The organism is Burkholderia sp. AU18528, from assembly GCF_002223215.2.
In the GTDB taxonomy this organism is placed as follows: domain Bacteria; phylum Pseudomonadota; class Gammaproteobacteria; order Burkholderiales; family Burkholderiaceae; genus Burkholderia; species Burkholderia semiarida.
The window spans coordinates 2,138,592-2,164,053 of record NZ_NKFC02000006.1 but is presented as its reverse complement, the minus strand read 5'-3'; the positions used below and the strand labels follow the sequence as shown (position 1 = coordinate 2,164,053).

The window sequence follows — 25,462 nt, the reverse complement described above, 5'->3', positions numbered from 1 at the left end:
ACGGGCCTGCGCCCGCACCCTTTCCCACCCCGCACGACCGTGGAGCCGACATGTACATCCCCGCCGACTACAACGAACCCAACCCCGACGCGATGCGCGAGCTGATCGTGCAGCATCCGTTCGGCAGCCTGATCACGCACGGCGAGCGCGGGCTCGACGCGAACCACATTCCGTTCGAGCTGATGCCCGGCGACGGCGGGCTCGGCGAACTGCACGCGCACGTCGCGCGCGCGAATCCGGTCTGCCAGGACGTCGCGAACGGCGACCAGGTGCTCGTGATCTTCCGCGCCGGCGACGCGTACATCTCGCCGAACTGGTATCCGAGCAAGCAGGTGACGCACCGGGAGGTACCGACATGGAACTACCGGGTCGTGCATGCGCACGGCCGCATCACGGTGTGCGACGACGAGCAATTTGTGCGTGGCGTGGTCGCGCGGCTGACGCGCACGCACGAGGCGTCGCAACCCGTGCCGTGGAAGATGGGCGATGCGCCGAAGGACTATATCGACACGATGCTGCAATCGATCGTCGGGCTGCGGATCGAGATCACGCGGCTCGTCGGCAAGCGCAAGCTCGGGCAGAACAAGGCCGAAGCCGATATCCGCGGCGCCGGCGAAGCGCTGGTCGCGGACGGCCATCTCGCGATCGGGGAGGCGATGCTGGCGGAGGCGGACGCGAAGCGCACTTGAGCACACGAGGACCGCGGCGCGCGGGCGAGCCGCGGGCCCGCGCGCCGCGCTGATCACTGCGTGCGCGTCGAGTCCTTCATCCCTGCCTTTGCCTGCGCGAGCGCTTCCCGAATCGCGGCCTCCGTCTTGTCGTACCCGCCTTCGCCATAACGCGTATAGACGATCTTGCCGTTCGCATCGATCAGGTACAGCGCGGGCCAGTACTGGTTGCCGTACGCGCGCCACGTGTCGTAGCGGTTGTCCTGCGCGACCGGATACCGGATGTCGAAGCGCTTGATCGCATCGGCGACGTTCTTCGCGTCGCGCTCGAACGGATATTCCGGCGTATGCACGCCGACCACGACGAGCCCCTGGTCGCGATACTTTCGATACCAGTCGTTCACGTACGGGATCGTATGAATGCAGTTGATGCACGAGTACGTCCAGAAATCGACGAGCACGACCTTGCCGCGCAACTGCTCGAGCGTCAGCGGCGAGCTGTTGTGCCAGCGCTCGATGCCGGTGAAACCGGGCGCCGCCATGCCCGCCAGCGACGTCTGCATGCCCGCGTCGTCCCGGGTGCCGGCGAACGCGGCGAGCCCGGCCGTGGCGGCGAGGGCGATGACGAGGGCGGCGGTCTTGAGTCGGGGCAGCATGGCGTTCTCCTGAACTTTGGGGGCCGCGGCGCGATGTCGGCGTCCGGGCGGGTTTCGACAGGCCCCATTAGGCGGCGCCGACGTATCTGCGATGTGTCCGGCCGGCCGCGCGTGTGCAATGTTGTGTGTCGTCGCGGCGACGCGATACATTGCGATACAAACGCGTGCCCGCCGTGCGGTATAAAAGCGGACATCGCCCGCCCGAACCCCGATACCGACACCGACTCATGGACAAGATCGACCACGTGCTGATCGTCGACGACGATCGCGCGATCCGCGAACTGATCGCGGACTACCTGGAGAAGAACGGCATGCGCGTGTCGCTGGCCGCGAACGGCCGCGAGATGCGCCACGTGCTCGACGACGGCGCGCCCGACCTGATCGTGCTCGACCTGATGCTGCCCGGCGAGGACGGCCTGACGCTGTGCCGCGATCTGCGCGCGGGCAAGTTCCGCACGGTGCCGGTGCTGATGCTGACCGCCCGAGGCGAGGAAACCGACCGCATCATCGGCCTCGAGATGGGCGCCGACGACTACCTGGCCAAGCCGTTCGCGGTGCGCGAGCTGCTCGCGCGGATCCGTTCGGTGCTGCGCCGCGCGCGCATGCTGCCGCCCGGCATGCAGGTGACGGAAACGGCCGCGATACTCGCGTTCGGCGAATGGCAGCTCGACACGACCGGGCGCCACCTGCTCGACGCCGAAGGCACGCTGGTCGCGCTGAGCGGCGCCGAATACCGGCTGCTGCGCGTGTTCCTCGACAACCCGCAGCGCGTGCTGACGCGCGATCAATTGCTCAACCTGACGCAAGGGCGGCAGTCCGACCCGTTCGACCGCTCGATCGACCTGCTCGTGAGCCGGCTGCGCCAGCGCCTGCGCGACGGCGCGCGCGAACCGCGCTACATCAAGACACTGCGCAACGAGGGCTATGTGTTCTCGTCGGCCGTGACCGCCATCGACGGTACGCCATGAGCGCGCGCACGCCGTGGCACTGGCCGCGTTCGCTGTTCGCGCGGCTCGCGCTGATCCTGTTCGTGGGGCTCGCGCTCGCGCAGACGCTGTCGTTCTGGCTCACCATGACCGAGCGCGACCAGGCGACCACGAACCTGATGATGGGCTACATCGAGCGCGAGGTCGCGAGCTCGGTTGCGCTGCTCGACCATCTGCCGCCGGCCGAGCGGGCCGCGTGGCTGCCGCGTCTCGCGCGGCGCAGCTATGCGTTCATCCTCGGGCCCGGCCAAACCGGCACGCCGCCGGAAGCGCGGCTGTCGGCGCGCGTCGAGCGCTCGATCTCGGACGGCATCGGCGGCGACTACCCGCTGACCGCGAACTCGATTCCCGGCGACCGCGAACATCTGCAGGTGCATCTGCGGCTGACCGACGGGTCGCCGCTGACGATCGACATTCATCCGATGTCGACGGTGCCGCTGTCGGGCTGGCTGCCGGCCGTGCTCGTGGTGCAGCTCGCGGTGCTGGCCGCGTGCTGCTGGCTCGCGGTGCGGCTCGCGACGCGGCCGCTCAAGCAGCTCGCGCAGGCCGCCGACGCGCTCGGCCCCGACCTGAAGGGCGAGCGGCTGAACGAAGACGGGCCGTCTGAAGTCGCGCGCGCCGCGCGGGCCTTCAACGCGATGCAGGACCGCATCGCGCAGTACATGGCCGAGCGCATGCAGATCCTCGCGTCGATCTCGCACGATCTGCAGACGCCGATCACGCGAATGCGGCTGCGCGTCGACGTGATGGACGACGACACGCAGGGCGCGAAGCTGCGCCAGGACCTGCTCGAAATGGAGCATCTGGTGAAGGAGGGCGTCGCGTACGCGCGGACGCTGCACGGCACCGAGGAGGCCGCGCGCCGCATCGATCTCGATGCGCTGCTCGACAGCATCGTGTACGACTACACGGATGCGGGGCAGGACGTCGCGCTGCACAGCCATGCGCCGCTCGCGCTCGTCACGCGGCCGAAGGCGCTGCGCCGCATCGTCGGCAACCTCGTGGACAACGCGCTGAAGTTCGCGGGCGCGGCCGAGATCGACGTGCAGGCGGCGCCGGACGGCGGCGCGGTGATCGCGGTGCTCGACCGCGGTCCCGGCATTCCGGACGATCAGCTCGACGCGGTGTTCGAGCCGTTCCGGCGCGTGGAGACGTCGCGCAATCGCGATACGGGCGGCACGGGGCTCGGCCTCGCAATCGCGCGGCAACTGGCGCTTGCGATGGGCGGCACGCTCACGCTGAACAACCGGCCCGACGGCGGCGGCCTCGAAGCGAGGCTGACGCTGAGGAACGCGGGGTGAAGCGACGCGGCGCGCGAGCGTCGCGGTGTCGGGCGTGTGCCGAAGCGTGCGATGTGCGGGATGCGTGCGACGTCACACGCGTCTCGGCTGCGCGTCGACGAGCGGCGCGAGTGCGTCAGCAGCGGCCGGTGCGCAGCGCGACGCGCCAGTCGTCGCGCCCGCGCGAGGCCGCGATGGCCGCGGCCGTGTGCCAGTCGTATTCGACCGCATGGAATTCGACGTTCCAGCCGGCGGCGGTGCGCGACACCATCGCGTAGCGCGCATGCGGCGAACCCGTCTCGATCCGGTGCGGATGCGGCAGATCGTCCGTATACGCTTGCAGCCCGACGCTGCCGGGATTGACGATCAGCCGGCCGTCGTCGAGCTTCGCGGCGCGCGGCACGTGCGTGTGGCCGCACAGGATCAGCGAGGCCGTTTCGTTGCCCGCACGCTGCGCGACCTCGTCGGGCGTGGCCGCGCGGCAGCCGTCGGGCGTGACCGTTTCGAGGAAATAGACGAGGTCGCTGGCCGGCGTGCCGTGCACCATCAGCACGTCGCCGTCGAGCATCAGGCGTTCGGGCAGCGCGGCGATCCACGTGCGGTGGTCGGCGCGCAGCGTGTCGTGCGCCCAGCGATCCGACAGCCGCATCGCGTCGCGATCCTCGGTGAGCAACTGCCGTTCGTGATTGCCCTTGACGGTCGGCAGGTCGAGCGCGATCAGGCGGTCGGCCGTTTCGGCCGGATGGAGCGCGCCCGACACGATGTCGCCGAGATTGACGATCACGTCGGCGCCGCGGCGCCGGACGTCGTCGAGCACCGCGTCGAGCGCGGCGAGGTTGCCGTGGATATCGGACAGCGCGGCGATTTTCATGGCGGAGCGTCGATGAGGGGAACGGCGATTGTCGCCAATTCGGCGCGAGCCGTCCAATCGCGTCACGGCGTCGGCACGTGAGGCCGCGGGCGGCGCGTCAGTCGGTCGCGAGCCGTGCGTACATCGCGAAATCGCCCGGCGTGCCGCGCACCATCTTGTACGCGCGCAGCAGCCCTTCGTAGCGGTAGCCGCACTTCTGCAGCACGCGCGCGGAGCCCGCGTTGCCGGTCAGCACGACGGCCTGCATGCGGATGAAGCCCCCTTCGGCGAACGCCCACGCGGTGACGGCTTCGCACACCGCGCTCGCGATGCCGCGCCCCCAGTGCGAAGGCGCGAGGTCGTACGCGATCTCCGCCGAGCGGTTCGCGGTGGACACCGTATGCAGCCCGATCGTCCCGGCGAGCGCGCCGGATTCGGTATCGACGATCGCGAGACGCCGGATCGAATCCGGATCGGCCGATTCGATGCTGTCCAACAGCGGCAGCAGATCGCCGGGCGAGCGCAGGTTCCAGCTCGTGTGGCGGAAAACGGCCGGGTTCGACAGGTACGCGTACCACGCGTCGAGGTCCGCGCGTTCGAGTTGCCTGAGCGACAGGCCGGGAAATCCGGAGCAGGGCGGCGCGGCGATTTTCATCGTACCCGGCGCCTACGCGGCATGGCGCCGGTACAGCGCCAGCGAGCCGGCGAGCGCGAGCAGCATCGCCCCGCACGTGCGCTCGAGCCACAGCGCGCCCGAGCGCTTCAGCAGCCGCACCGCACGGGCGCCGAGCAGCGCGTAGCCGAACATCACCGCGCCGTCGAGCAGCGCGAACGTGACCGCGAGCGCGACGTACTGCGGCGCGAGCGGCGCGGCCGGATCGAGGAACTGCGGCAGGAACGCGGAGAAGAACAGATAGCCCTTCGGGTTCGTCACCGCGGTCAGGAAGCTTTGCGCGAAGATCGACGCGTTGCGTCCGGTGCGTCCGGATGCCGTGTCGCCTTGCGCGGCCGCGACGTCGAGCGATCCCTTCGACATCAGCAACCGGATGCCGACATAGGCGAGGTAGGCGGCGCCGAGCCACTTCACGACCGAGAACCAGAACGCCGACGCCATCAGCAGCGCGCCGAGGCCGAGCGCGACCGCGACGATCAGCACGAAGTCGGACAGCATCGCGCCCGCGAAACCGTAGGCCGCGCGGCGCACGCCGTAGCGCGAGCCGTTGGTCAGCGCGAGCAGCACGGTCGGGCCGGGTGTCGCGATGCCGACGAACGCGACGGCGGAGAAGACCAGCAGGGTCGTTTCATGCATGAAGAAGCTCCCGGTGGAAGGCGCGCAGCCGATTATCGTCCGCGCCGCCCCGCGCTGTACAGGCGCCGCCGCCTCGGCGCCGTCTCCGACTATCGCGATTTTGACAAGAAACTGTTGTCATTATTCCGCTTTGGAACGGAACCGGTTCCAACTACCATACCGGCCGCAGCGGGCACGCCCGCCGCGTCGTCGCGCGCGGACGTCGCCGGCCTTGCACCGCCGGCGGATGTCGGCGCCCGCTCGCTACTCGCAAACAGCCAGAACAACGGGTTCACCGCCCGGAGACACGAAACCATGAACAAGCAACTGATCGCAGCCCCGCTGCTGCTCTCGCTCGCGGGTATCGCCGCCGCGCAAAGCTCCGTCACGCTGTACGGCATCGTCGATGCGGGCGTGACCTATCGCAGCAACGAACGGGTCGGCTCGGCGGGCGCGTACACCGGGCATTCGAACGTCGGGCTCACGACCGGCAACCTGTCCGGCAGCCGCTGGGGCATCAAGGGCTCCGAGGATCTCGGCGGCGGGATGCGCGCGCTGTTCGTCCTCGAGAACGGCTTCGACATCACGAACGGCACGTCGGGCCAGGGCGGCCGCCAGTTCGGCCGGCAGGCGTTCGTCGGCGTCGGCAGCGACCGCTACGGCACGATCACGCTCGGCCGCCAGTACACGTCGCTCGACGATTTCGTGAGCCCGGTCGGCCCGTCGTCGTTCATCGGCGGCTTCGGCGCGCACCCGGGCGACATCGACGATCTCGACCAGACCGCGCGCGTCGACAGTGCGATCAAGTACACGAGCGCGAACTACTCGGGCTTCACGTTCGGCGCGCTGTACGGCTTCGGCGGCCAGCCGGGGAGCATGAAGCAGCGCAACACGTGGAGCGTCGGCGCCGCGTACGCGGCCGGCCCGCTGCGCGTGGGTGTCGGCTACGAGCGCTCGGACAACAGCAAGACCGGCGCGACCGACCCGACGGCAGGCAAGTGGCGGAGCACCGACGACGGTCTGTTCAATTCGTCGATCAACGAAGGCTATGCGAGCGCGAAGTCGCAGCAGGTGATCGCGACGGGCGCGACGTACAACTTCGGGCCGGCCGTCGTCGGCGTGAACTACAGCAACGTGCAGTATCGCGGCGGCGCGCAGTCGCTGTTCAGCGGCCATGCGACGTTCAACGTCGCTGGCGTGTTCACGCGCTGGAACGTGCAGCCGCAGACGCAGCTGTTCGCGGGCTACAGCTACACGCGTGGCAGCGACGTCGACGGCATCGACAACCGCGCGCAGTATCACAACGTCACGCTCGGCGCGGTCTACGACCTGTCGAAGCGCACCAGCGTGTACCTGCTCGGCGCGTACCAGCATGCGTCCGGCACGACGCTCGACGCGCTCGGCCGGCCGGTCGCCGCGACCGCGTCGGTGTCGGACAAGGCGAACGGCCATTCGTCCGATTCGCGGTCGCAGGCGATCGTGAGCCTCGGGCTGCGCCAGAAGTTCTGACGCGGCGGCCGTTGCGCGTGCAACGGGGCTCGCGGACGATGCGGGCCTCGTGGCGCGCATGCTCCTGTACCGCCGCCGCCCTTTTCGAGGCGGCGGCATGACGCGAACGCTGTCCGCAGTGCCGGTGCGGCGCGGCGACCGTCGCGCCGCGCGGCGAGATCGTGTTCGGAACGGATCGGCTCGGCGTGCGCGTCGTGCCGAACAGGCTGCGTGCGCGTGCTTGCGATGGCAATTATCCGGCGATCTGCAGCGGAGCCGGTACGGCCGGCGCGCGACTTTCCCCTCCGCATTCCTGCTTTTCCTCCCGCTTTCCCGTCCGTTGCAGGATCACGCATTTCCGATCGCACCGAATAATTTTTTTCTTTCATTTCGATTTCGATTTGTAATAATAGAAACGATTTCCGGGGAATGAAAAAGCAATGCGGTCGTGGCAGAAAAAATGACGTATTTGCATTGCGTGATCCGGAAGAAAATGCCGGGAAATGCGCTGGAGCTGCACGCTGGAAGGCCGTATGGGCGCGGGTTAGGCGATTTTGCGATCGTTGACGAAAAAGCCCCGGACGGCAAAAGGCGCGGAGTGAATAATTCCGGGGAACGGCGAATGCGAATTTTCCGGAATCACCAATATTTCACGCGCCGCGATTTACAGTGTCGACGATGGTTCGTCTGGGAGCATTATTCATGTCAATGAAACAAATCCGCGCGGCGTTGCTCGGAATGTGCATCGCGATGCTGGCGCCGGCGAGCCACGCGCAGGCGCAATACTCGACCGACTGGCTCGCGAACACGTACGGCACGCTGGCCTCGCACGTCGGCAACGGCGCGCGCTCGATGTGGGTCGCGCCCGAAGGCGTGATCTACACGGCGTCGCGCTGGGACGAGAACGCGGGCGGCGTCGCGATCTACCAGAACGGCCAGCCGCTCGGCACGATCGGCATTCACGACGAATTCCACGGCGGCGCGATCACCGGCAATTCGACGTCGCTGTTCGTCGCACTCGGCTACAACCGCACGTTCGGCAGCGGCTCGGTGGGCCGCTACAACCGAAGCACGAACCAGCGCGACCTCCGCATTCCGGTCAGCACGTGGACGGGCATCCAGTATGCGGACGTGATCACGGGCCTCGCGACGGCCGGCAACCTGCTGTACGTGAGCGACTTCTACGGCAACCGCGTGCGCGTCTACACGACCGACGGCGTATGGCAGCGCGACATCGGCGTCACGGGCCCCGGCGCGCTGGCGCTCGATGCGGCCGGCAACCTGTGGGTCGCGCGCAAGAGCGCGGGCGTCGTCGCGCAGTTCAGCCCGACCGGTGCGGCGATGAACACGCTCCAGATGGCGGCCGGCGCGCGGCCGGCGTCGCTGTACTTCGATGCGCCGATGGGCCGGTTGATGGTGGGCGACGAAGGGCCCGACATGAACATCAAGGTGTACGGCGGGCTGCCCGGGTTGCCGGTGCAGGTCGGCACGTTCGGCGTGCAGGGCGGCTATCTCGACACGACGACGGGCATCAAGGGGCAGGTCGGCGACAAGCGCTTCACGCGCGTCGCGGCGCTCGGCAAGGATGCGGCCGGCAACCTGTACGTGCTGAACAACGCTTGGGGCGGCGGCTGGGATCTCGGCCGCAACGGCAGCACCGATCTGCATTCGTACAGCCCGGTCGGCACGCTGCAATGGAAGCTGCAGGCGCTGAACTTCGAGGGCGTCGCCGCGCCCGACCCCGCGACCGACGGCGCGTTGTTCTTCAGCGGCAACAACGTGTACACGGGCACCGCGGGCGGCACGTTCGTCGCGAACACGATCGACCCGTTCACCTATCCGAAAGATCCGCGCCTCGACATGAACGACTATCAGCGCGGCCAGCACTTCGGCCAGCTCGTGGCGGTCGGCGGCAACCGGATTCTCGTCGCATCGGGCCAGAACCCGGGCAACTTCAACTTCTATTACTTCAACACCGCGAGCGGCTATATCGCGATTCCGGCCGGCTCGCTGCCCGGCAAGCCGTTCAACACGACGCTGCAGGTGACGGCCGGTTTCGACATCGACGGCAACGGCGACGTGTGGGCCGGGCTGAACGGCTCCAACGTGATCACGCGCTATCCGATGACGGGCTTCGACGCGACCGGCAAGCCGTCATGGGGCAAGCCGGTGACGACGCCCGTGCCGAGCAGCGTGGCGCCCGTCACGCGCATCATCTACCAGGCCGACAGCGACACGATGATCCTCGCGCAGGGCCTCGCGGGCAACTGGGACTGGACGGCGATGAACGGGCACATCGAGGTCTATCGCGGCTGGAAGAACGGCAACACGAGCGCGCCGAACCCGGTGATCAACCTGACGAGCGCGAACCCGAAATCGATCGCGGCGGCCGGGCACTATCTGTTCGTCGGCTATGTGCACACGGTGCCGAACATCGACGTATTCGACCTGAACACGGGTGCGCTCGTCACGACGCTGACGAACTCGAATCCGTCGGCGATGGACGTCGGCAACGACGTCGACTCGATGTACGGCGTGCGCGCGTACCTGCGCTCGAACGGCGAGTACGTGATCACGAAGGACAACTACAACGGGTCGAGCATCGTCGTGTATCGCTGGCGTCCGTGATCGCGCGGGCCCGTCAGAACGATACCGTCGTCGTCAGCGTGACGAGCCGCGGCTCGCCGACCGCGACGATCAGGTTGCTGTTGCTCGACGGATAGTAGGTCTTGTCGAGCAGGTTCTTCACGTTGAGCTGGAAGCGGGTCGGAAACTTGCCGATCGTCGTCTCGTAGGCCGCGAATGCGTCGACGGTCACGTAGCCGGGCAGCGTGAAGCTGTTCGCGGTGTCGCCGGAGCGGGCGCCGACGAGACGTGCGCCGCCGCCGAAGCGCCAGCGCCCGGGCAAGTTCGCGATGGCCGTGTCGTATACCGCGAACAGGCTGCCGGTGTGGCGCGCGACGTTGACGAGCGGCGTGTTGCTGTCGCGATCGTTCGCGTTCGTGTACGCGTAGCTGCCGATCACGCTCAGGTGGCGCGTAATCTGCCCCGCGACGTCGAGCTCGATCCCGCGCGAGCGCGCGGTGCCGATCGTCGACGTGATGTCGCCGACCGTGACCGCCACGTTGCGCTTGTCGATCTGATATACGGCGAGCGTGCCGGTGATCGCGGGCTTCAGGCTGAACTTCAGCCCGGCCTCGAGCACGCGCCCGTATTCCGGCGCGAGCGGCGCGGCAACGTTCGACGCGACGTTCGGCTTGAACGAGCGGCTCACGTTCGCGTAGGCGGTGAGCGCCGGCGTCAACGCATACGCGAGCCCGAACTGCGGCAGCCAGACGCTGCCGCGCGAGCGGTCGGCGAACACGAACGGCCGGCCCATCCCCGACTCCTGCTGCCAGTTTTCCCACCGCAGGCCGCCGACCGCGGTGAGGCGTTCGGTGATCTTCACCGAGTCCTGCACGATCGTCGAATACGCATGCACGACCGAGCGCGAATCGCTCTGCTTCGCGTTGGGTATGCCGCCCGGCGCGAGCAGGCCGTACACGGGATCGTAAAGATCGAAGCCCGTCGTCGCCTTGCCGCGGATCGTGTCGCCGCGGAAGCTGCGCTGCCGCTCGTATTCGCCGCCGACGTAGATCGCGTGTTGCATGCCCGCGAGCGTGACGTTGCCGAGCAGGCCGAGCGTCGCGATCTGGTCGGAGTCGTTGCGCCCGAGGTTCGCATCGGACGAGCGCGTCAGCGCGCCGGTCCTGCTGTTGAACGCGGTGGCGCGGGTGAGGTATTGATCGTAGCGATCGCGGCCCCAGCCGTAAGTTGCGCGCACGCGCCATGCATCGGAGAAGCGGTGTTCGATACGCGTACGCAGCGTTTCCTGAATGCCGCTGCTTTGCGACCACGCTTCCTCGTAGCGGCGATAGCGCAGCGCATCGTCGAGCTGGCCGTTCACGAGCACGGTGCCGCGGTCGAACGGCATCGTGTAATCGACGTACTGGTAGCTGACGTCGATCGACGTGTTCGCGTCGTGCCACGACAGCGCGGGCGCGATCAATGCGTTGCGCTCGCGGCCGAAGCTGCGCCAGTAGCGGCTCATGTCGTATTCGCCGGTCAGCCGGAATGCGAGCGTGCCGCCCGCGATCTGGCCAGGCTTGCCGAGCGGGCCCGTGAGATCGAACTGTGCGCTGCTGCCGCCGTGGTTCGTGCGCGACGCGGAGATCGAGCCGCCGAACGTGTCTTCCGGCTTGCGCGTGACGAGGTTGATCACGCCGCCCGGGTCCTGCATTCCGTACAGCAGCGAAGCGGGGCCCTTCAGCACTTCGACGCGGTCGATCGTCGCGAGATAGCTGTGCAGCACCGGCGTGCGTACGCCGTCGACCAGCACCGAGCCGTCGTTGTTCGACCCGAAGCCGCGCTTGATGAACGCGTCGCGCGTGCCGCCGAGCGTGTTGGTCTGCGTGACGCCGCTGATGTTGCCGAGCACGTCGTCGAGCGAGCGCGCCTGCTGGTCCTGCATCACGCTGCTGCTGACCACCGCGACCGATTGCGGAATCTCCTTCAGCGCCCGGTCGTCGCCGCCCGCGATGCTCGTCGTGCGCGGCTGATAGCCGATCGTCGGGTCGACGGCGGCCGATGCATTGACGCTGATCGCCGGGAGTTCGTGTTCGACGGCGGTCGCAGGTGCGGGTGCAACGGGTTCGGTGCCGGCCGCATGCGCGCCGCTCGCGACGCACAGGGTGAGCAGGGCAGGCAGGCGCGTGCGCCACGGACGCGCGGCCCGGGCGCGGCAGGACATTCGACGGGATGGCATGAATCGATGCGGGAAGAGGAATGCTAAGGATCGCGGCGCGGGCCGCGACATTGCGTTGCGTACAGGACGCGCATGATATATGTAATGAGAACCATTTGCAATTGTAATGGGGCGGCAGGACGATGCTCGGCCCTCGGTTGCCGGCCTGTCGGCCGTCTGCTACCGTAGCGGCCAAAATCAGACGCAGTGAAATTCAACGAGAGAGAACCGGGGGCCGCACCATGTCATCTTCCTGCCACGTCGCATTCAGCGCGATGCCATGCGCCGCGCGCGACCACGCGGGCGGATGAAGTGATCGCAGCCGCGTACCGCCATTCGAACGATTAAATCAACGGAAGCGAATTCAACCGGCATCGCGCCGGGTTCGATCATTTCAACCACCACGCTGGACGGGAGAGACCACCCATGAAGAAGATTTCCGCACCATTCGCGGCGGCCGCGCTTGCTGCCTGCACGCTGCTGGCGGGCGTTCACCAGGCGGCCGGTGCGGCGTCGAACGCCGAACCCGCGATCGACGCGCATTACGGCGCCGTGATCGAGGCCTATACGCGGGACATGGCCGCCGCGAAGACGAAGTACGACGGCAAGCGCCTCACGTTCGTCGGCGCCGTGATCCGGATGGGTAGCGACCCGGGCGGCACGTACTTCGGCGCGCTGACGGCCGACGGCGAGCAGTTCGACACGCATTTCGACGTGGCCGACCAGGGCGCGCTGAAGCCGAAATTCCCCGGCGGCGAGATCAAGCCGTTCGTCACGTCCGCGGCTTTCCGGTTCAGTTGCGTGAACGAAGGCTATATCGACGCGCCGGTGCTGCCGGGGTTGAAGCTGACGCATTGCCGGCTCGCCGATTGAGCCGAGCGATGGGCGGCGCCGGCGTGCGAGGGTCACGCGGATTCGGGTTGCAGCACCATCGATCGGTCGGGAATTCAGGCGTATTGACCGACGGCGGGCAGGATTCGCCATTGATCGTTTCCGTTATCGTGGTCGGCCGCCGCGCGTCCGGCAGCCCGTCTGCCGCTCTACAGATCGAGTACCAGCAGGTCGGTGCGCGACCGCGAGCAGCAGGGCATGAACTGGTCGCCGGCCGCCTTTTCGTCGTCGGTCAGATATGAATCGCGATGATCGGGCTCGCCTTCGAGCACGCGGGTCAGGCAGGTGCCGCACACGCCTTGCTCGCACGAGGTCAGCACGTCGACGCCGTGCGCCGCCAGCGCCGCGATGACCGTGCATTCGGCCGGCACGTCGATCGTCTGGCCGCTGCTTGCGATCCGGATCTGGAATGCGCGATCGGCGCCGGATGGCGTGACCGCGCCGCCGAAGAATTCGTAGTGCAGCCGCGCTTCGTCCCAGTGGCGCTCGCGCGCGGCGTTCAGCACCGCCTCCATGAAGCCGCGCGGGCCGCATACGTACAGATGCGTGCCTTCGGGCGCGGCCGCGAGCACGGCGGCCAGGTCGAAACGTTGCGCCGGGTCGCCGTCGTCGACGTGGAAGCGGGTGCGATCACGGAAACCGGCTGCGTTGATCCGCTCGACGAAGGCCATGCGATCGGCCGAACGCGCGCAGTAGTGCATGTCGAACGGCGTGCCGGTCGAGAACAGCCGTTCCGCCATGCTCAGAATCGGCGTGACACCGATCCCGCCGGCGAGCAGCAGATGGTGCGGTGCGTCGGAGGCGAGCGGGAATTGATTGCGCGGCATGCCGATCCGCACGGTATCGCCTTGCCGGACTTCGTCGTGAATCGCGCGCGAGCCGCCGCGGCCTTCGGCCTCGCGCAGCACAGCGATCTGATAGCGATCGCGTTGCCCGGGGTGATTGCACAGCGAGTACTGGCGGACGAGCCCGCCCGGCAGATGCACGTCGATATGGGCGCCGGCGTCGAAGCGCGGCAAGGGCGAGCCGTCGTCGCTGACGAATTCGAAGCCGCAGATGTCGCGCGCTTCCCGCCACTTGCGGGCCACCCGGACCGTCAACGTCGCGTCGCTCATGACGCCTCCTTGACGTGCGCGACCGGAATCGCGGGCCGCGGCGGGCTCGCGGCGTTTTCGGCGGCGAGCAGCCGGTCGATCACCTTGCGCGACAGCACGCCGCCGGCGTCGATGTTGAGCTTGAGGAGCGTGCGCTCGGGCCACTGCTCGAGATTGCGCTGCTGGCGCTCGAGCATCTCCAGATCCTCCGCGAAGATCTTGCCCTGGCCTTCGCGGATCTCGGTGGTCAGCGCGTCGTCGTCCGGCCGGAAATTGCGCGCCATCCCCCAGAAATACCAGATCGACGTGTCGGTTTCGGGCGTGATGAAGTCGACCACGATCGACGACGCCTTCTTGTCCGCCGGCGCGTCGTAGCCGCCGTGGCCCGCATGCGCGACGCCTACTTCGATCATCACGTGGCTCGGGGGCGTGAAGCGGCAGATCTGCCAGCGGTCGACCGGCACGTCGTCGGCGAGCCCGTTGCCGCGCAGCGCCATCCGCCAGAACGGCGGCGGCATCACGTTCTCCATGAAGCGGCTCGTGACGACTTCGTCGCCGTGGCCGGTCGTCTTCGGCGGCGCTTCGTCGATTTCCTTCTGGCCGATGCTCGTCGCATGCACGTACGTCTCGTGCGTGAGGTCCATCAGGTTGTCGATCATCAGCCGGTAGTCGCAGCGGATGTGATACAGGCCGCCGCCGTGCGCCCAGGCCGGATCCTCGGCCCATGCCAGCGCGGGCAGCTTGGCGGGATCGGCCTCCGACGCGTCGCCCGGCCACACCCACACGAAGCCGTACCGCTCGACCGCCGGAAAGCTGCGAATCGACGGAAAACCGCCGACGCGCTGGCCCGGCATGCCGGCCGTCTTGCCGTTGCAGCCCATTTGGAGCCCGTGATAGCCGCACACGAGCACGCCGTCGCGCACGAACCCCAGCGACAGCGGCGCGCCGCGGTGCGGGCAGAAATCCTCGAGCGCGGCGATCTGGCCGTCCGCCGCGCGGTAGAGCACCATCGATTCGTTGCAGATCTTGCGGCCCAGCGGCTTGCCGTCGATCTCGTCGGGCGTGCACGCCACGTACCAGGCATTCTTGAGAAACATGTTCCTTGTCTCCTTCGGGGCGGTGCCGCCGGGGAAGCGGCCCGATCTTCATTCCGTGTACTGAATGAGATTCAGTGTACTCACTGATAGGGGGCGGGACAAGGCGAGCGGTATACTGGTTTTCCCGGGAAATGGCGCGAGACAGCGCCATGCCGACGGCGCGCGCAACCGGTGCGCGCCGCCTATGTCATCGACTCATCCATGGAAAAAACGAATCCCGCCGACCTGCCGGCTTTCCCGATCGACCTGTACGACGAACCCGGGCACCTGATCCGGCGCGCGCACCAGATCGCGGTTGCGATGTTCTACGAGAAGCTCGGCAGGGACGTGACGCCCGTGCAGTACGCGGTGCTGCGGATGCTGTACGAGAATCCGGGGCTCGATCAGGTGACGCTCGCGCAGCGGGTCGCGCTCGACACGTCGACGACGGCCGATCTCGCGGTCCGGCTCGAGGCGAAAGGATTGATCGTCCGCGAAGTGCTGCCGCGGCGTCAGCGGCGGCTGCTGCTGACGCCGGCGGGCGTCGAGCTGCTCACGCACCTGATTCCGTCGGTGAAGGAACTGCGCGCGGGCCTGTTCGACGGGATGGGTGAGGACGATGCGGAGGAACTGATGCGCCTGCTGCGCAAGTTCGTCCATTTGAACAACGAGCAGAGCCGCGCGCCGCTGCGGGTGAGCGAGGATTCGTAGCGGCGCCGGGCGACGGCGCGGAACGGCGGCGCGCGCTGCGCCGGCCGTCACCCGCGTGACGCTTGCTCTTCCAGCCGCCGCACGGCTTCGGCCACTTCGTTTCTGAAGCGCACGAGCGCCGCCTGTTCCGGCGCCGGCGGCTGCACGGCCGCCCACAGCATGTCGATCAACTGCGTGGCCGTCGTTTCGGTATCGAGCTTGCGGTGCCCGAGGATCGCATCCCACAGCACGTGCTCCATCGGCCCGAACACCATCGAGCGCAGCAGGCTCAGCGGCAGATCCGCGCGAACCTGCCCGGCCGCCTGGCCGCGCGCGAGCACGTCCATCAACGGCGCCGTGTAGCGGCGCTGCAGCGCGGTGAGCTCGTCGCTCAGCGCATGCTGCTTCGCACGGCCTTCCGACAGCACCAGCGCGCACAGCCCCGTGCCGTTCACGAGCATCAGCCGCAGGTGCGTGCGCACGATGAACGCGAACTGCTGCTGCACCGACGCGTCCCGCGGCATCCCGTGTTCGAACGCGGCGATGATTTCGTCGTACCAGTCGGCGATCACACGCGCGCACAGCTCGCGCTTGCCGCGGAAATAGCTGAACACCGTCGCCTCCGACACGCCCACGCGCTGCGCGATCTCGGCGGCCGTCGCATGCTCGTAACCTTTTTCGGCGAACACTTCACGGCCGGCGCGCAGGATGTCCTGCACGCGCTGCTGGGATTTGCGCCCGACGGGCGCGCGCGACGCGTCGGCGCGATCGGCTTTGGCGGTGGCGGTCATGGTGTCGGCGGGAGCGGCTGTCATCTTCGCATCATATCTGAGTATCACTCAAAAAACTATTGACGGCGAACCGGGCAAGGCGCGAAACTGTGCAAAATTTCCGCTGTATTGGTCAATGAATCGGCGTATTCATTCGATCTGAGCGAAACTCAGAAATCGGTGAGTGCGACACACTTTCTGGAGACGGAGGAGACATGATCAACCTGCCCGGCGTGCAATTCATGCTCGGTGAAGACATCGAGATGCTGCGCGACGCCGTCGCGACGTTCGCGGCGAAGGAAATCACGCCGCGCGCGGCGGAGGTCGACCGCACCGACCAGTTTCCGATGGATCTGTGGAAGAAGTTCGGCGATCTCGGCGTGCTCGGGATGACCGTCTCCGAGGAATACGGCGGTGCGAACCTGGGCTACACCGCGCACATGGTCGCGATGGAGGAGATCTCGCGCGCGTCGGCGTCGATCGGCCTGTCGTACGGCGCGCACTCGAACCTGTGCGTGAACCAGATCCACCGCAACGGCACCGACGCGCAAAAGCGGAAGTACCTGCCGAAGCTCGTGTCGGGCGAACACATCGGCGCGCTCGCGATGAGCGAGCCCAACGCCGGCTCCGACGTCGTCAGCATGAAGCTGCGCGCGGACAAGCGCGGCGACCGCTACGTGCTGAACGGCACGAAGATGTGGATCACCAACGGCCCCGATTGCGACACGCTCGTCGTGTATGCGAAGACGGACATCGAAGCCGGCCCGCGCGGCATCACCGCGTTCATCGTCGAGAAGGGGATGAAGGGCTTCTCCGTCGCGCAGAAGCTCGACAAGCTCGGCATGCGCGGTTCGCACACGGGCGAGCTCGTGTTCCAGGACGTCGAGGTGCCGGAAGAGAACATCCTCGGCCAGCTGAACGGCGGCGTGAAGGTGCTGATGAGCGGCCTCGACTACGAACGCGCGGTGCTGTCGGGCGGCCCGACGGGCATCATGGCCGCGTGCCTCGACGCCGTGGTGCCGTACATCCACGACCGCAAGCAGTTCGGCCAGGCGATCGGCGAATTCCAGCTGATCCAGGGCAAGGTCGCCGACATGTACACCACGTTCCAGGCGTGTCGCGCGTATCTGTACGCGGTCGGCCGCCATCTCGACTCGGCGGGCAGCGACCACATTCGGCAGGTGCGCAAGGACTGCGCGGGCGTGATTCTCTACACGGCCGAGAAGGCGACGTGGATGGCCGGCGAGGCGATCCAGATTCTCGGCGGCAACGGCTACATCAACGAATACCCGGTGGGCCGCCTGTGGCGCGATGCGAAGCTGTACGAGATCGGCGCCGGCACGAGCGAAATCCGCCGGATGCTGATTGGCCGCGAGCTGTTCGCGGAAACGATGTAACGCCCCACGTCACGCGAACGGAGCCCCGTCGATGCCGATCATCGAATCGAAACTGAACCCGCGTTCGGAAGACTTCCGCGCGAATGCCGCGGCGCTCGAGGCGCTCGTCGCCGACCTGCGCGCGAAGATCGAACAGCTCGCGCAGGGCGGCGGCCAGGCCGCGCGCGACAAGCACCTGTCGCGCGGCAAGCTGCTGCCGCGCGATCGCATCGCGCAACTGCTCGATCCGGGCGCGCCGTTCCTCGAGTTCTCGCAGCTCGCGGCGAACGGCATGTACAACGACGACGCGCCGGGCGCGGGCGTCATCACCGGGATTGGCCGCATCGCCGGCCGCGAATGCGTGATCGTGTGCAACGACGCGACGGTCAAGGGCGGCACCTACTATCCGATCACCGTGAAGAAGCACGTGCGCGCGCAGGAGATCGCCGCGGAAAACCGGCTGCCGTGCGTGTACCTCGTCGATTCGGGCGGCGCGAACCTGCCGAACCAGGACGACGTGTTTCCCGATCGCGACCACTTCGGCCGCATCTTCTACAACCAGGCGACGATGTCGGCCGCGGGGATCGCGCAGATCGCCGTCGTGATGGGCTCGTGCACGGCCGGCGGCGCCTACGTGCCGGCGATGAGCGACGAGTCGATCATCGTGAAGGACCAGGGCACGATCTTTCTCGGCGGGCCGCCGCTCGTGAAAGCCGCGACCGGCGAGGAAGTGAGCGCCGAGGATCTCGGCGGCGGCGACGTGCATACGCGCCTGTCGGGCGTGGCCGACCATCTCGCGCAGAACGACGCGCATGCGCTGTCGATCGCACGCACCATCGTCGGTCACCTCGCGCCGAAGATCGCGTCGCCGGTTCAGCTTCGCGAGCCGAAGCCGCCGCGCTACGACGCGAAGAGCCTGTACGGCGTGATCCCGGCCGATACGCGCAAGCCGTTCGACGTGCGCGAGGTGATCGCGCGGATCGTCGACGATTCGGAATTCGACGAATTCAAGGCGCGCTACGGCACGACGCTCGTCACCGGCTTCGCGCACATCTGGGGCCATCCGGTCGGAATCGTCGCGAACAACGGCATCCTGTTTTCCGAATCGGCCGTGAAGGGCGCGCATTTCATCGAGCTGTGCTGCCAGCGCAAGATCCCGCTCGTGTTCCTGCAGAACATCACGGGCTTCATGGTCGGCCGCAAGTACGAGAACGAAGGCATCGCGCGGCATGGCGCGAAGATGGTGACGGCCGTGTCGAACGCGAAGGTGCCGAAATTCACGGTGATCATCGGCGGCTCGTTCGGCGCCGGCAACTACGGGATGTGCGGCCGCGCGTTCGGCCCGCGTTTCCTGTGGATGTGGCCGAACGCGCGCATCTCGGTGATGGGCGGCGAACAGGCGGCGTCGGTGCTCGCGACCGTGCGCCGCGACGGCATCGAGGCGAAGGGCGGCGCATGGTCGCCGGAAGAAGAGGAGGCATTCAAGCAGCCGATCCGCGACCAGTACGAGCGCCAGGGGCATCCGTACTACGCGAGCGCACGGCTGTGGGACGACGGCGTGATCGATCCCGCGCAGACGCGCGACGTGCTCGGGCTCGGCCTCGCCGCGTCGATGAACGCGCCGATCGACGACACGTGCTTCGGCGTGTTCCGCATGTAACGCCTGGGAGGCAGACCGATGCGATACGAAACGATCAAGGTAAGCGAGGCGGGCCGCGTGGCGACCGTCACGCTCGCGCGTCCCGACGTGCGCAACGCGTTCAACGAGACGACGATCGCCGAGCTGACCACCGCGTTCGAATGGCTCGATGCGCACGAAGGCGTGCGCGTGATCGTGCTCGCCGCGGAAGGCGCCGCATTCTGCGCGGGCGCGGACCTGAACTGGATGAAGAAGATGGCCGGTTACTCGGACGACGAGAACCGTGCCGATGCGCGCAAGCTCGCGCGGATGCTCGAAGCGATCTATCGCTGCGGCAAGCCGGTGATCGCGCGCGTGCACGGCGACGCGTATGCGGGCGGCGTGGGCCTCGTCGCGGCGGCCGACATCGCGATCGCCGCCGACGGCGTGAAGTTCTGCCTGTCGGAAGCGCGGCTCGGGCTGATTCCGGCGACGATCGCGCCGTACGTCGTGCGTGCGATGGGCGAGCGCGCGGCGCGCCGCTACTTCACGACGGCTGAAGTGTTCGACAGCGCGCGCGCGGCGTCGCTCGGCTTCATTCACGACGCGGTGCCGGCCGACGCGCTCGACGAAACGGTCGCGAAGCTGGCCGCGACGCTCGTCGCGAACGGCCCCGACGCGGTGAAGGCGTGCAAGCGGCTCGTCGCCGACGTGGCCGGCCGGCCGCTCGACGCGGCGCTGATCGAGCAGACCGCGGACTGGATCGCGAAGACCCGCGCCGGCGCGGAAGCGCGCGAAGGGATCGCGTCCTTCCTCGACAAGCGTGCGCCGTCGTGGCGTGAATGATCGCGTGACCCCAACCTTCCGGACGACATCGAAGCCATGTTCGACAAGATTCTGATCGCCAACCGCGGCGAAATCGCGTGCCGCGTCGCCGCGACGTGCAAACGTCTCGGGATCGCGAGCGTCGCCGTCTATTCCGACGCGGATGCGAACGCGAAACACGTGGCCGCGTGCGACGAGGCCGTGCATATCGGCGGCTCGGCCGCGGCAGACAGCTACCTGCGCGTCGAGCGCATCATCGAAGCCGCGCGCGCGACCGGCGCGCAGGCGATTCACCCCGGCTACGGCTTTCTGTCGGAGAACGAAGATTTCGCGCACGCATGCGAAGCGGCCGGCATCGTGTTCATCGGGCCGCCGGTCGACGCGATCGCGGCGATGGGGTCGAAGGCCGCCGCGAAGGCACTGATGCACGCGGCCGCCGTGCCGCTCGTGCCCGGCTATCACGGCGACGACCAGGACGCGGCCAGCCTGCATCGCGAAGCCGACGCGATCGGCTATCCGGTGCTGCTGAAGGCGAGCGCGGGCGGCGGCGGCAAGGGGATGCGCGTGGTCGAGCGCTCCGACGATTTCCCGGCGGCGCTTGCGTCGTGCCAGCGCGAGGCCGCGAGCAGCTTCGGCAACGACCGCGTGCTGATCGAGAAATACCTGACGCGCCCGCGCCACGTCGAGGTGCAGGTGTTCGGCGACACGCTCGGCAATACCGTGTACCTGTTCGACCGCGATTGCTCGGTGCAGCGCCGCCACCAGAAGGTGCTCGAGGAGGCGCCGGCGCCGGGCCTGCATCCGGACGTGCGCCAGGCGATGGGCGAAGCGGCCGTCGCGGCCGCGCGCGCGGTCGGCTATGTCGGCGCCGGTACCGTCGAATTCATCATGACGGGCGAATCGTTCTACTTCATGGAAATGAATACGCGCCTGCAGGTCGAGCATCCGGTGACCGAGATGGTCACGGGGCTCGACCTCGTCGAATGGCAACTGCGCGTCGCGGCGGGCGAGCCGCTGCCGTTGAAGCAGGAAGAATTGCGCGTGAACGGCCATGCACTCGAGGCGCGCCTGTACGCGGAGAATCCCGCGCGCGGCTTCCTGCCGTCGACGGGCACGCTGAAGCATCTGCGGTTGCCGGCCGGCGTCGAGTTCGCCATCGGCGCTGCGGTGCGCGTCGACAGCGGCGTGCGCGAAGGCGATGCGATCACGCCGTTCTACGATCCGATGATCGCGAAGCTGATCGTGCACGGCGCGGACCGCACGGAAGCGCTGGGTCTGATGCTGCGTGCGCTGCGTGCGTGCGAAGTGGTCGGCCTGCATACGAACGCCGCGTTCCTGCAGCGGATCGTCGCGTGCGCGCCGTTCGCGACGGCCGAGCTCGACACGGGCCTGATCGAGCGCAACCACGATGCGCTGTTCGCACCGCAACAACCGCCGCGTGCGGCGCTCGCGCTGGCTTGCGCGGCGTTGCTCGCACGCGAACGCGATGCGGCCGCGCACGAGGGTGCGTCGCCATGGCGCGCGCTGTCGAACTGGCGGCTGAACGGCGGCTATCGCCGCACGCTCGAATGGCATGCGATCGATCGCGAAGCGGACGTGACGGTGACCTGCGAGGACGACGGCGCCGGCACGTGCATCGCGATCGGCGACGCGGCCGCGCAACCGTTCGCGTGGACGCGCGGCGCCACGCCGCTCGATTTCGACGTGACGCTCGGCGGCGTGCGCAGCAGCGGCCGCGTGTATGCGGACGGCGACACGTTCCACGTGTTCACGCAGGGCGCGGCCGAGACGTTCGAATGGCGCAACCTGCTCGCGCATGCGGGCGACGCGGAGCACGGCGGCGGCCGCCTGACCGCGCCGATGCCCGGCAAGGTGATCGCGGTGCTCGTCGAGCCGGGCCAGAAGGTCGAAGCCGGCACGCCGCTGATCGTGATGGAAGCGATGAAGATGGAACACACGATCGGCGCGCCGAGCGCAGGCGTCGTCGCGGAAGTGCTGTACGGCGTCGGCGACCAGGTCGCCGACGGCGCGCAGTTGCTGACGATGACGGAAGGCTGAACCGACCTTGCTCTTGTGCGCGGGCCGGTTGCCGTCGCGGCCGGCCCGCAAAAAATGCGTTGCGGTTCGCCGTACGCCCGTCGTCTGGACTGCGCGGCTTCGATAGCGCCGACACATGAAGCAGGACGCGTGATTCGCGCCAGTCTTTCGAACGCCTTACGACCTTCGCTGCTCCTCCCACACCATCGGGTGCCGTCCGCTGCGCGCACCTCGATCTTCCCGCCACTCGACACCATCGTGTAACAAGTCGAACATAGCATCTCGGCGTCGATATGACCGGCGCGGGTTCGCGCCGCGTCACGTCACCATCCCCACGGAGAACCGTTATGCGAACGTCGGCCCTACGGCCTTTCGCGGTCGTCGGTCTGATCGCGCTGACCGCCGTCCTCGGCGCCTGCAACGACGACCTGACCGCACCCGCCGCGCCCGTCGCGCAGCAGAAGGCCGCGTGCGGCGGCGCCGTGGTCGCCACCGCGCAGATGCGGTGCCCGCCGGGTTTCACCGCGCCTGCTTCGTCGCCTGCTTCCTGATACCGGCCGTTTCCACCAGAAATCCCATCAAGAGCAATCAGCATGGCCACTCATTCACGACGCGACTTTCTGAAGTTCTCGGCCGGCCTCGCCGGCGCGACCGCCGCCACCGCACTGCTGCCGGAATCGATCCGCAAGGCGCTGGCGATCGAGCCGAACACCGTGACGGGCACGATCCAGGATGTGCAGCACATCGTCGTGTTCATGCAGGAGAACCGCTCGTTCGACCACTACCTCGGTCACCTGAGCGGCGTGCGCGGCTACAACGACCGCTTCCCGGTCACGCTGCCGAACGGCAAGCCGGTGTGGTTCCAGCCGCGTCAGGAAGACAAGTCGAGCGTGATCGCGCCGTTTCGCTACGACACGACCAACCCGGGCGTCAACGCGCAATGTATCGGCGGCCTCCCGCATACGTGGGCGACGACGCACGGTGCGATCGACAACGGCCGCGCGGACCAGTGGGCCGTGCAGAAGTCGAACATGACGATGGGCTATCACGTTCGCGACGACATCCCGTTCCATTACGCGCTCGCGGATGCGTTCACGGTGTGCGACAACTACTTCTGCTCGATTCCCGGCAACACGCACCCGAACCGCATGTACCTGATGACGGGCATGGTCGATCCGCTCGGCACGGGCGGCGGCCCGCTGCTCGACAACACCGACTATATCGACAATCAGTTCGACAAGGTTCAGCTGCCGCCCTTCAACTGGACGACCTACCCGGAACGGCTCGAAAAAGCCGGCATCTCGTGGCAGATCTACCAGCAGGGCACCGGGTTCGACAATTTCACCGGCAACTACGGCACGAACATGCTCGCGTGCTTCAGCAACTTCGTGAACGCGCCGGCCGGTTCGTCGCTGCAGACGCGCGGGATGAGCACGCGTCCGATCACGCAACTGAAGGCCGACGTGCAGGCGAATGCGCTGCCGCAGGTGTCGTGGCTGCTGCCGCCCGCCGCGTATTCCGAGCATCCGAAGTTCACGCCGCTGTACGGCGCGTACTATCTGTCGACGATCCTCGATGCGCTGACGTCCAACCCGGACGTGTGGAGCAAGACGGTCCTGCTCGTCATGTACGACGAGAACGACGGCTTCTTCGATCATGTCGTGCCGCCGTCTGCGCCGACGCTGCCGGGCTCGGGCATGAGCACGGTGGACGTGTCGCTCGAGCGGCACGACGTCGTGACCGCCACGCAAGCCGGCACCTATACGGCCGACAACCTGCCGTACGGCCTCGGCCCGCGCGTGCCGATGTTCGTCGTGTCGCCGTGGTCGAAGGGCGGCTTCGTCTGCTCGCAGGTGTTCGATCACACGTCGGTGCTGCAATTCATCGAGAAGCGCTTCGGCGTGATGGAAACGAACATCTCGCCGTGGCGCCGCGCGATCTGCGGCGACCTGACGTCGGCGCTCGACTTCTCGAAATCGGATGCGACGGTGCCGGCCCTGCCGAACACGCAGGCGTATGTCGCGCAGGCGGATCTGCAATGCTCGCGCGCGTCGTCGCAGACCGCGCCGGCCAGCACCGCGCAGCAGGTCGTGACCGCGCAGGAACCGGGCACGCGGCCGGCGCGCGCGCTGCCGTACGAATTGCATGTCACCGGCCAGTTGCAGCCGCAAGGCTACGCGCTGACGTTCGCGAATACCGGCACGCAGGGCGCGCACTTCTGGGTCTACACGGGCGACCTGTCCGCGATGCCGCGCCGCTATACGGTCGAAGCGGGCAAGCAGCTGACCGATACGTGGGCGCTCGATGCGAACGGCAACTACCTGGTGAGCGTGTGGGGGCCGAACGGCTATTTCCGGCGTTTCGCGGGTTCGGCTGCCGCGGATGCCGCTGCCAAGCCTGAAATCACGCCGTGCTATGACACCGCGAACGGCGACGTTTACGTGACGATCGCCAATGCGGGCGCCAGCCCGCTCACGGTCACGGCGACCGATGTCGCGTACGGCGGCGCGGCGCGCACGCTGACGATTCCGGCCGGGCAGCGCGTCGAAGCGCACTGGGACCTGTCGTGCAGCAGCCACTGGTACGATCTGCAGTTCGCGGTGGCGGGCAATGCCGGCTGGGTGCGCCGCATCGCGGGGCACGTCGAGACCGGTAAGCCGAGCATCACCGACCCGGCCGCCGTGGCGCCGACGATCGCGGCGATCTGACGGTAACCGACGCGCGCCGGCTGGTTGAATCCACCCGGCGCGGGAGTTTGCGGTTCCGATTCCGAAGCGGCGGCTTCAGTGCGGCGGTTCGCCGTCGTGCGCCATCGTCCGCGCGCGTGGCGGGCCACATCCGTTGGTCATGCTCGATGTAGCGGTCCGCACGGCGAAACAGCCTGGGCGTGTCGAGGCTGACGAGATCGGCCACGCCTTCGCCGTGCAACCGCCCGTCGCGCTCCATCGCGCGCATGAATGCAGCGGGTTGCCATCGCTGGCATAGACGCTCGACCTGTCCTGCCGTGCGGCGATCGTGGTCATCATGTCGCGCGGCATCGCATCGTTACGTTCGGTGCGCCAGAACGCGATCACGCCCGAGTTGAA

At 67.7% G+C, this 25,462-nt stretch carries 21 protein-coding genes; 13 read left to right on the top strand and 8 right to left on the bottom strand.

The features are described from left to right. Window positions 1–50: 50 nt before the first annotated feature. Window positions 51–689: an FMN-binding negative transcriptional regulator gene (locus CFB52_RS26500; protein WP_059575511.1), complete on the top strand. Its 639-nt coding sequence runs from the start codon at window positions 51–53 to the stop codon at window positions 687–689. 53 nt (window positions 690–742) lie between these two features. Here the strand turns inward: CFB52_RS26500 and CFB52_RS26495 are convergent, their stop codons facing one another. Continuing rightward, on the bottom strand, window positions 743–1,324 hold the full coding sequence (locus CFB52_RS26495) for a thioredoxin family protein (protein ID WP_099317833.1): 582 nt from the start codon (window positions 1,322–1,324) through the stop codon (window positions 743–745). 227 nt (window positions 1,325–1,551) lie between these two features. On the opposite strand from CFB52_RS26495, the gene CFB52_RS26490 reads away from it, so the two are divergent. Beyond that, a complete protein-coding gene (locus CFB52_RS26490; RefSeq protein WP_059575507.1) occupies window positions 1,552–2,292 on the top strand; it encodes a response regulator in 741 nt (246 codons plus the stop codon). Continuing rightward, the gene (locus CFB52_RS26485) at window positions 2,289–3,611 is read left to right on the top strand and encodes an ATP-binding protein (RefSeq protein ID WP_059575505.1); all 1,323 of its coding nucleotides are present in this window, start codon (window positions 2,289–2,291) and stop codon (window positions 3,609–3,611) included. The genes CFB52_RS26490 and CFB52_RS26485 overlap by 4 nt, the downstream gene beginning before the upstream one ends. A gap of 115 nt (window positions 3,612–3,726) precedes the next feature. Here the strand turns inward: CFB52_RS26485 and CFB52_RS26480 are convergent, their stop codons facing one another. The 3 genes from CFB52_RS26480 to CFB52_RS26470 all read right to left on the bottom strand — a co-directional run bounded on the left by CFB52_RS26480 (window position 3,727) and on the right by CFB52_RS26470 (window position 5,749). Continuing rightward, on the bottom strand, window positions 3,727–4,461 hold the full coding sequence (locus CFB52_RS26480; protein ID WP_059575503.1) for a metallophosphoesterase: 735 nt from the start codon (window positions 4,459–4,461) through the stop codon (window positions 3,727–3,729). Window positions 4,462–4,558: 97 nt separating this feature from the next. Continuing rightward, entirely contained in the window at window positions 4,559–5,095 is a 537-nt protein-coding gene (locus CFB52_RS26475) for a GNAT family N-acetyltransferase (protein WP_059575501.1), read from the bottom strand. Between the two features lie 12 nt (window positions 5,096–5,107). Further along, window positions 5,108–5,749: a LysE family translocator gene (locus tag CFB52_RS26470; protein WP_099317832.1), complete on the bottom strand. Its 642-nt coding sequence runs from the start codon at window positions 5,747–5,749 to the stop codon at window positions 5,108–5,110. Between the two features lie 294 nt (window positions 5,750–6,043). On the opposite strand from CFB52_RS26470, the gene CFB52_RS26460 reads away from it, so the two are divergent. Both CFB52_RS26460 and CFB52_RS26450 read left to right on the top strand, forming a co-directional pair. Then, window positions 6,044–7,237 carry a porin gene (locus tag CFB52_RS26460; RefSeq protein ID WP_099317831.1) on the top strand — a complete coding sequence of 398 codons (1,194 nt, stop codon included), beginning with the start codon at window positions 6,044–6,046 and terminating at the stop codon, window positions 7,235–7,237. 681 nt (window positions 7,238–7,918) lie between these two features. After that, window positions 7,919–9,844 carry an SMP-30/gluconolaconase/LRE-like region family protein gene (locus CFB52_RS26450; protein ID WP_099317830.1) on the top strand — a complete coding sequence of 642 codons (1,926 nt, stop codon included), beginning with the start codon at window positions 7,919–7,921 and terminating at the stop codon, window positions 9,842–9,844. 13 nt (window positions 9,845–9,857) lie between these two features. Here the strand turns inward: CFB52_RS26450 and CFB52_RS26445 are convergent, their stop codons facing one another. After that, the gene (locus CFB52_RS26445) at window positions 9,858–12,020 is read right to left on the bottom strand and encodes a TonB-dependent siderophore receptor (RefSeq protein ID WP_099317829.1); all 2,163 of its coding nucleotides are present in this window, start codon (window positions 12,018–12,020) and stop codon (window positions 9,858–9,860) included. 405 nt (window positions 12,021–12,425) lie between these two features. Here CFB52_RS26445 and CFB52_RS26440 point away from each other — a divergent pair, with 405 nt between their 5' ends. Further along, entirely contained in the window at window positions 12,426–12,872 is a 447-nt protein-coding gene (locus CFB52_RS26440; protein ID WP_059575492.1) for a hypothetical protein, read from the top strand. A gap of 167 nt (window positions 12,873–13,039) precedes the next feature. On the opposite strand, the gene CFB52_RS26435 is transcribed toward CFB52_RS26440, so the two are convergent. After that, the gene (locus CFB52_RS26435; protein WP_099317828.1) at window positions 13,040–14,005 is read right to left on the bottom strand and encodes a PDR/VanB family oxidoreductase; all 966 of its coding nucleotides are present in this window, start codon (window positions 14,003–14,005) and stop codon (window positions 13,040–13,042) included. Then, window positions 14,002–15,081, bottom strand: a complete 1,080-nt coding sequence (locus tag CFB52_RS26430; RefSeq protein WP_099317827.1) for an aromatic ring-hydroxylating dioxygenase subunit alpha — start codon at window positions 15,079–15,081, stop codon at window positions 14,002–14,004. The genes CFB52_RS26435 and CFB52_RS26430 overlap by 4 nt, the downstream gene beginning before the upstream one ends. A gap of 201 nt (window positions 15,082–15,282) precedes the next feature. Here CFB52_RS26430 and CFB52_RS26425 point away from each other — a divergent pair, with 201 nt between their 5' ends. Next, window positions 15,283–15,771 carry a MarR family winged helix-turn-helix transcriptional regulator gene (locus tag CFB52_RS26425; protein WP_099317826.1) on the top strand — a complete coding sequence of 163 codons (489 nt, stop codon included), beginning with the start codon at window positions 15,283–15,285 and terminating at the stop codon, window positions 15,769–15,771. A 47-nt stretch (window positions 15,772–15,818) separates the two neighbouring features. Here CFB52_RS26425 and CFB52_RS26420 read toward each other — a convergent pair whose 3' ends face one another. After that, the gene (locus CFB52_RS26420) at window positions 15,819–16,565 is read right to left on the bottom strand and encodes a TetR/AcrR family transcriptional regulator (RefSeq protein WP_099317825.1); all 747 of its coding nucleotides are present in this window, start codon (window positions 16,563–16,565) and stop codon (window positions 15,819–15,821) included. 170 nt (window positions 16,566–16,735) lie between these two features. Here CFB52_RS26420 and CFB52_RS26415 point away from each other — a divergent pair, with 170 nt between their 5' ends. From CFB52_RS26415 to CFB52_RS26390, 6 genes are all read left to right on the top strand, one after another. Further along, the gene (locus CFB52_RS26415; RefSeq protein ID WP_059575483.1) at window positions 16,736–17,917 is read left to right on the top strand and encodes an isovaleryl-CoA dehydrogenase; all 1,182 of its coding nucleotides are present in this window, start codon (window positions 16,736–16,738) and stop codon (window positions 17,915–17,917) included. 31 nt (window positions 17,918–17,948) lie between these two features. Continuing rightward, entirely contained in the window at window positions 17,949–19,556 is a 1,608-nt protein-coding gene (locus tag CFB52_RS26410) for a carboxyl transferase domain-containing protein (protein ID WP_099317824.1), read from the top strand. 18 nt (window positions 19,557–19,574) lie between these two features. Continuing rightward, complete coding sequence (locus tag CFB52_RS26405) at window positions 19,575–20,360, top strand: enoyl-CoA hydratase/isomerase family protein (RefSeq protein ID WP_099317823.1); 786 nt, start codon at window positions 19,575–19,577, stop codon at window positions 20,358–20,360. 36 nt (window positions 20,361–20,396) lie between these two features. Then, window positions 20,397–22,397 (top strand): acetyl/propionyl/methylcrotonyl-CoA carboxylase subunit alpha, encoded by a 2,001-nt coding sequence (locus CFB52_RS26400; protein ID WP_099317822.1) that lies wholly within the window; start codon window positions 20,397–20,399, stop codon window positions 22,395–22,397. A 326-nt stretch (window positions 22,398–22,723) separates the two neighbouring features. Continuing rightward, the gene (locus CFB52_RS26395; protein ID WP_011694854.1) at window positions 22,724–22,927 is read left to right on the top strand and encodes a hypothetical protein; all 204 of its coding nucleotides are present in this window, start codon (window positions 22,724–22,726) and stop codon (window positions 22,925–22,927) included. A 42-nt stretch (window positions 22,928–22,969) separates the two neighbouring features. After that, a complete protein-coding gene (locus CFB52_RS26390; RefSeq protein WP_099317821.1) occupies window positions 22,970–25,084 on the top strand; it encodes a phosphocholine-specific phospholipase C in 2,115 nt (704 codons plus the stop codon). Window positions 25,085–25,462 lie beyond the last annotated feature (378 nt).

What these genes read in the sequence shown, in the direction of transcription:
- CFB52_RS26470 (WP_099317832.1), bottom strand. Translation starts at nt 5,749, where the DNA reads ATGCATGAAACGACCCTGCTGGTCTTCTCCGCCGTCGCGTTCGTCGGC.
- CFB52_RS26480 (WP_059575503.1), bottom strand. Translation starts at nt 4,461, where the DNA reads ATGAAAATCGCCGCGCTGTCCGATATCCACGGCAACCTCGCCGCGCTC.
- CFB52_RS26425 (WP_099317826.1), top strand. Translation starts at nt 15,283, where the DNA reads ATGGAAAAAACGAATCCCGCCGACCTGCCGGCTTTCCCGATCGACCTG.
- CFB52_RS26420 (WP_099317825.1), bottom strand. Translation starts at nt 16,565, where the DNA reads ATGACAGCCGCTCCCGCCGACACCATGACCGCCACCGCCAAAGCCGAT.
- CFB52_RS26390 (WP_099317821.1), top strand. Translation starts at nt 22,970, where the DNA reads ATGGCCACTCATTCACGACGCGACTTTCTGAAGTTCTCGGCCGGCCTC.
- CFB52_RS26460 (WP_099317831.1), top strand. Translation starts at nt 6,044, where the DNA reads ATGAACAAGCAACTGATCGCAGCCCCGCTGCTGCTCTCGCTCGCGGGT.
- CFB52_RS26415 (WP_059575483.1), top strand. Translation starts at nt 16,736, where the DNA reads ATGATCAACCTGCCCGGCGTGCAATTCATGCTCGGTGAAGACATCGAG.
- CFB52_RS26495 (WP_099317833.1), bottom strand. Translation starts at nt 1,324, where the DNA reads ATGCTGCCCCGACTCAAGACCGCCGCCCTCGTCATCGCCCTCGCCGCC.
- CFB52_RS26440 (WP_059575492.1), top strand. Translation starts at nt 12,426, where the DNA reads ATGAAGAAGATTTCCGCACCATTCGCGGCGGCCGCGCTTGCTGCCTGC.
- CFB52_RS26450 (WP_099317830.1), top strand. Translation starts at nt 7,919, where the DNA reads ATGTCAATGAAACAAATCCGCGCGGCGTTGCTCGGAATGTGCATCGCG.
- CFB52_RS26395 (WP_011694854.1), top strand. Translation starts at nt 22,724, where the DNA reads ATGCGAACGTCGGCCCTACGGCCTTTCGCGGTCGTCGGTCTGATCGCG.
- CFB52_RS26430 (WP_099317827.1), bottom strand. Translation starts at nt 15,081, where the DNA reads ATGTTTCTCAAGAATGCCTGGTACGTGGCGTGCACGCCCGACGAGATC.
- CFB52_RS26490 (WP_059575507.1), top strand. Translation starts at nt 1,552, where the DNA reads ATGGACAAGATCGACCACGTGCTGATCGTCGACGACGATCGCGCGATC.
- CFB52_RS26400 (WP_099317822.1), top strand. Translation starts at nt 20,397, where the DNA reads ATGTTCGACAAGATTCTGATCGCCAACCGCGGCGAAATCGCGTGCCGC.
- CFB52_RS26475 (WP_059575501.1), bottom strand. Translation starts at nt 5,095, where the DNA reads ATGAAAATCGCCGCGCCGCCCTGCTCCGGATTTCCCGGCCTGTCGCTC.
- CFB52_RS26445 (WP_099317829.1), bottom strand. Translation starts at nt 12,020, where the DNA reads ATGCCATCCCGTCGAATGTCCTGCCGCGCCCGGGCCGCGCGTCCGTGG.
- CFB52_RS26435 (WP_099317828.1), bottom strand. Translation starts at nt 14,005, where the DNA reads ATGAGCGACGCGACGTTGACGGTCCGGGTGGCCCGCAAGTGGCGGGAA.
- CFB52_RS26410 (WP_099317824.1), top strand. Translation starts at nt 17,949, where the DNA reads ATGCCGATCATCGAATCGAAACTGAACCCGCGTTCGGAAGACTTCCGC.
- CFB52_RS26500 (WP_059575511.1), top strand. Translation starts at nt 51, where the DNA reads ATGTACATCCCCGCCGACTACAACGAACCCAACCCCGACGCGATGCGC.
- CFB52_RS26485 (WP_059575505.1), top strand. Translation starts at nt 2,289, where the DNA reads ATGAGCGCGCGCACGCCGTGGCACTGGCCGCGTTCGCTGTTCGCGCGG.
- CFB52_RS26405 (WP_099317823.1), top strand. Translation starts at nt 19,575, where the DNA reads ATGCGATACGAAACGATCAAGGTAAGCGAGGCGGGCCGCGTGGCGACC.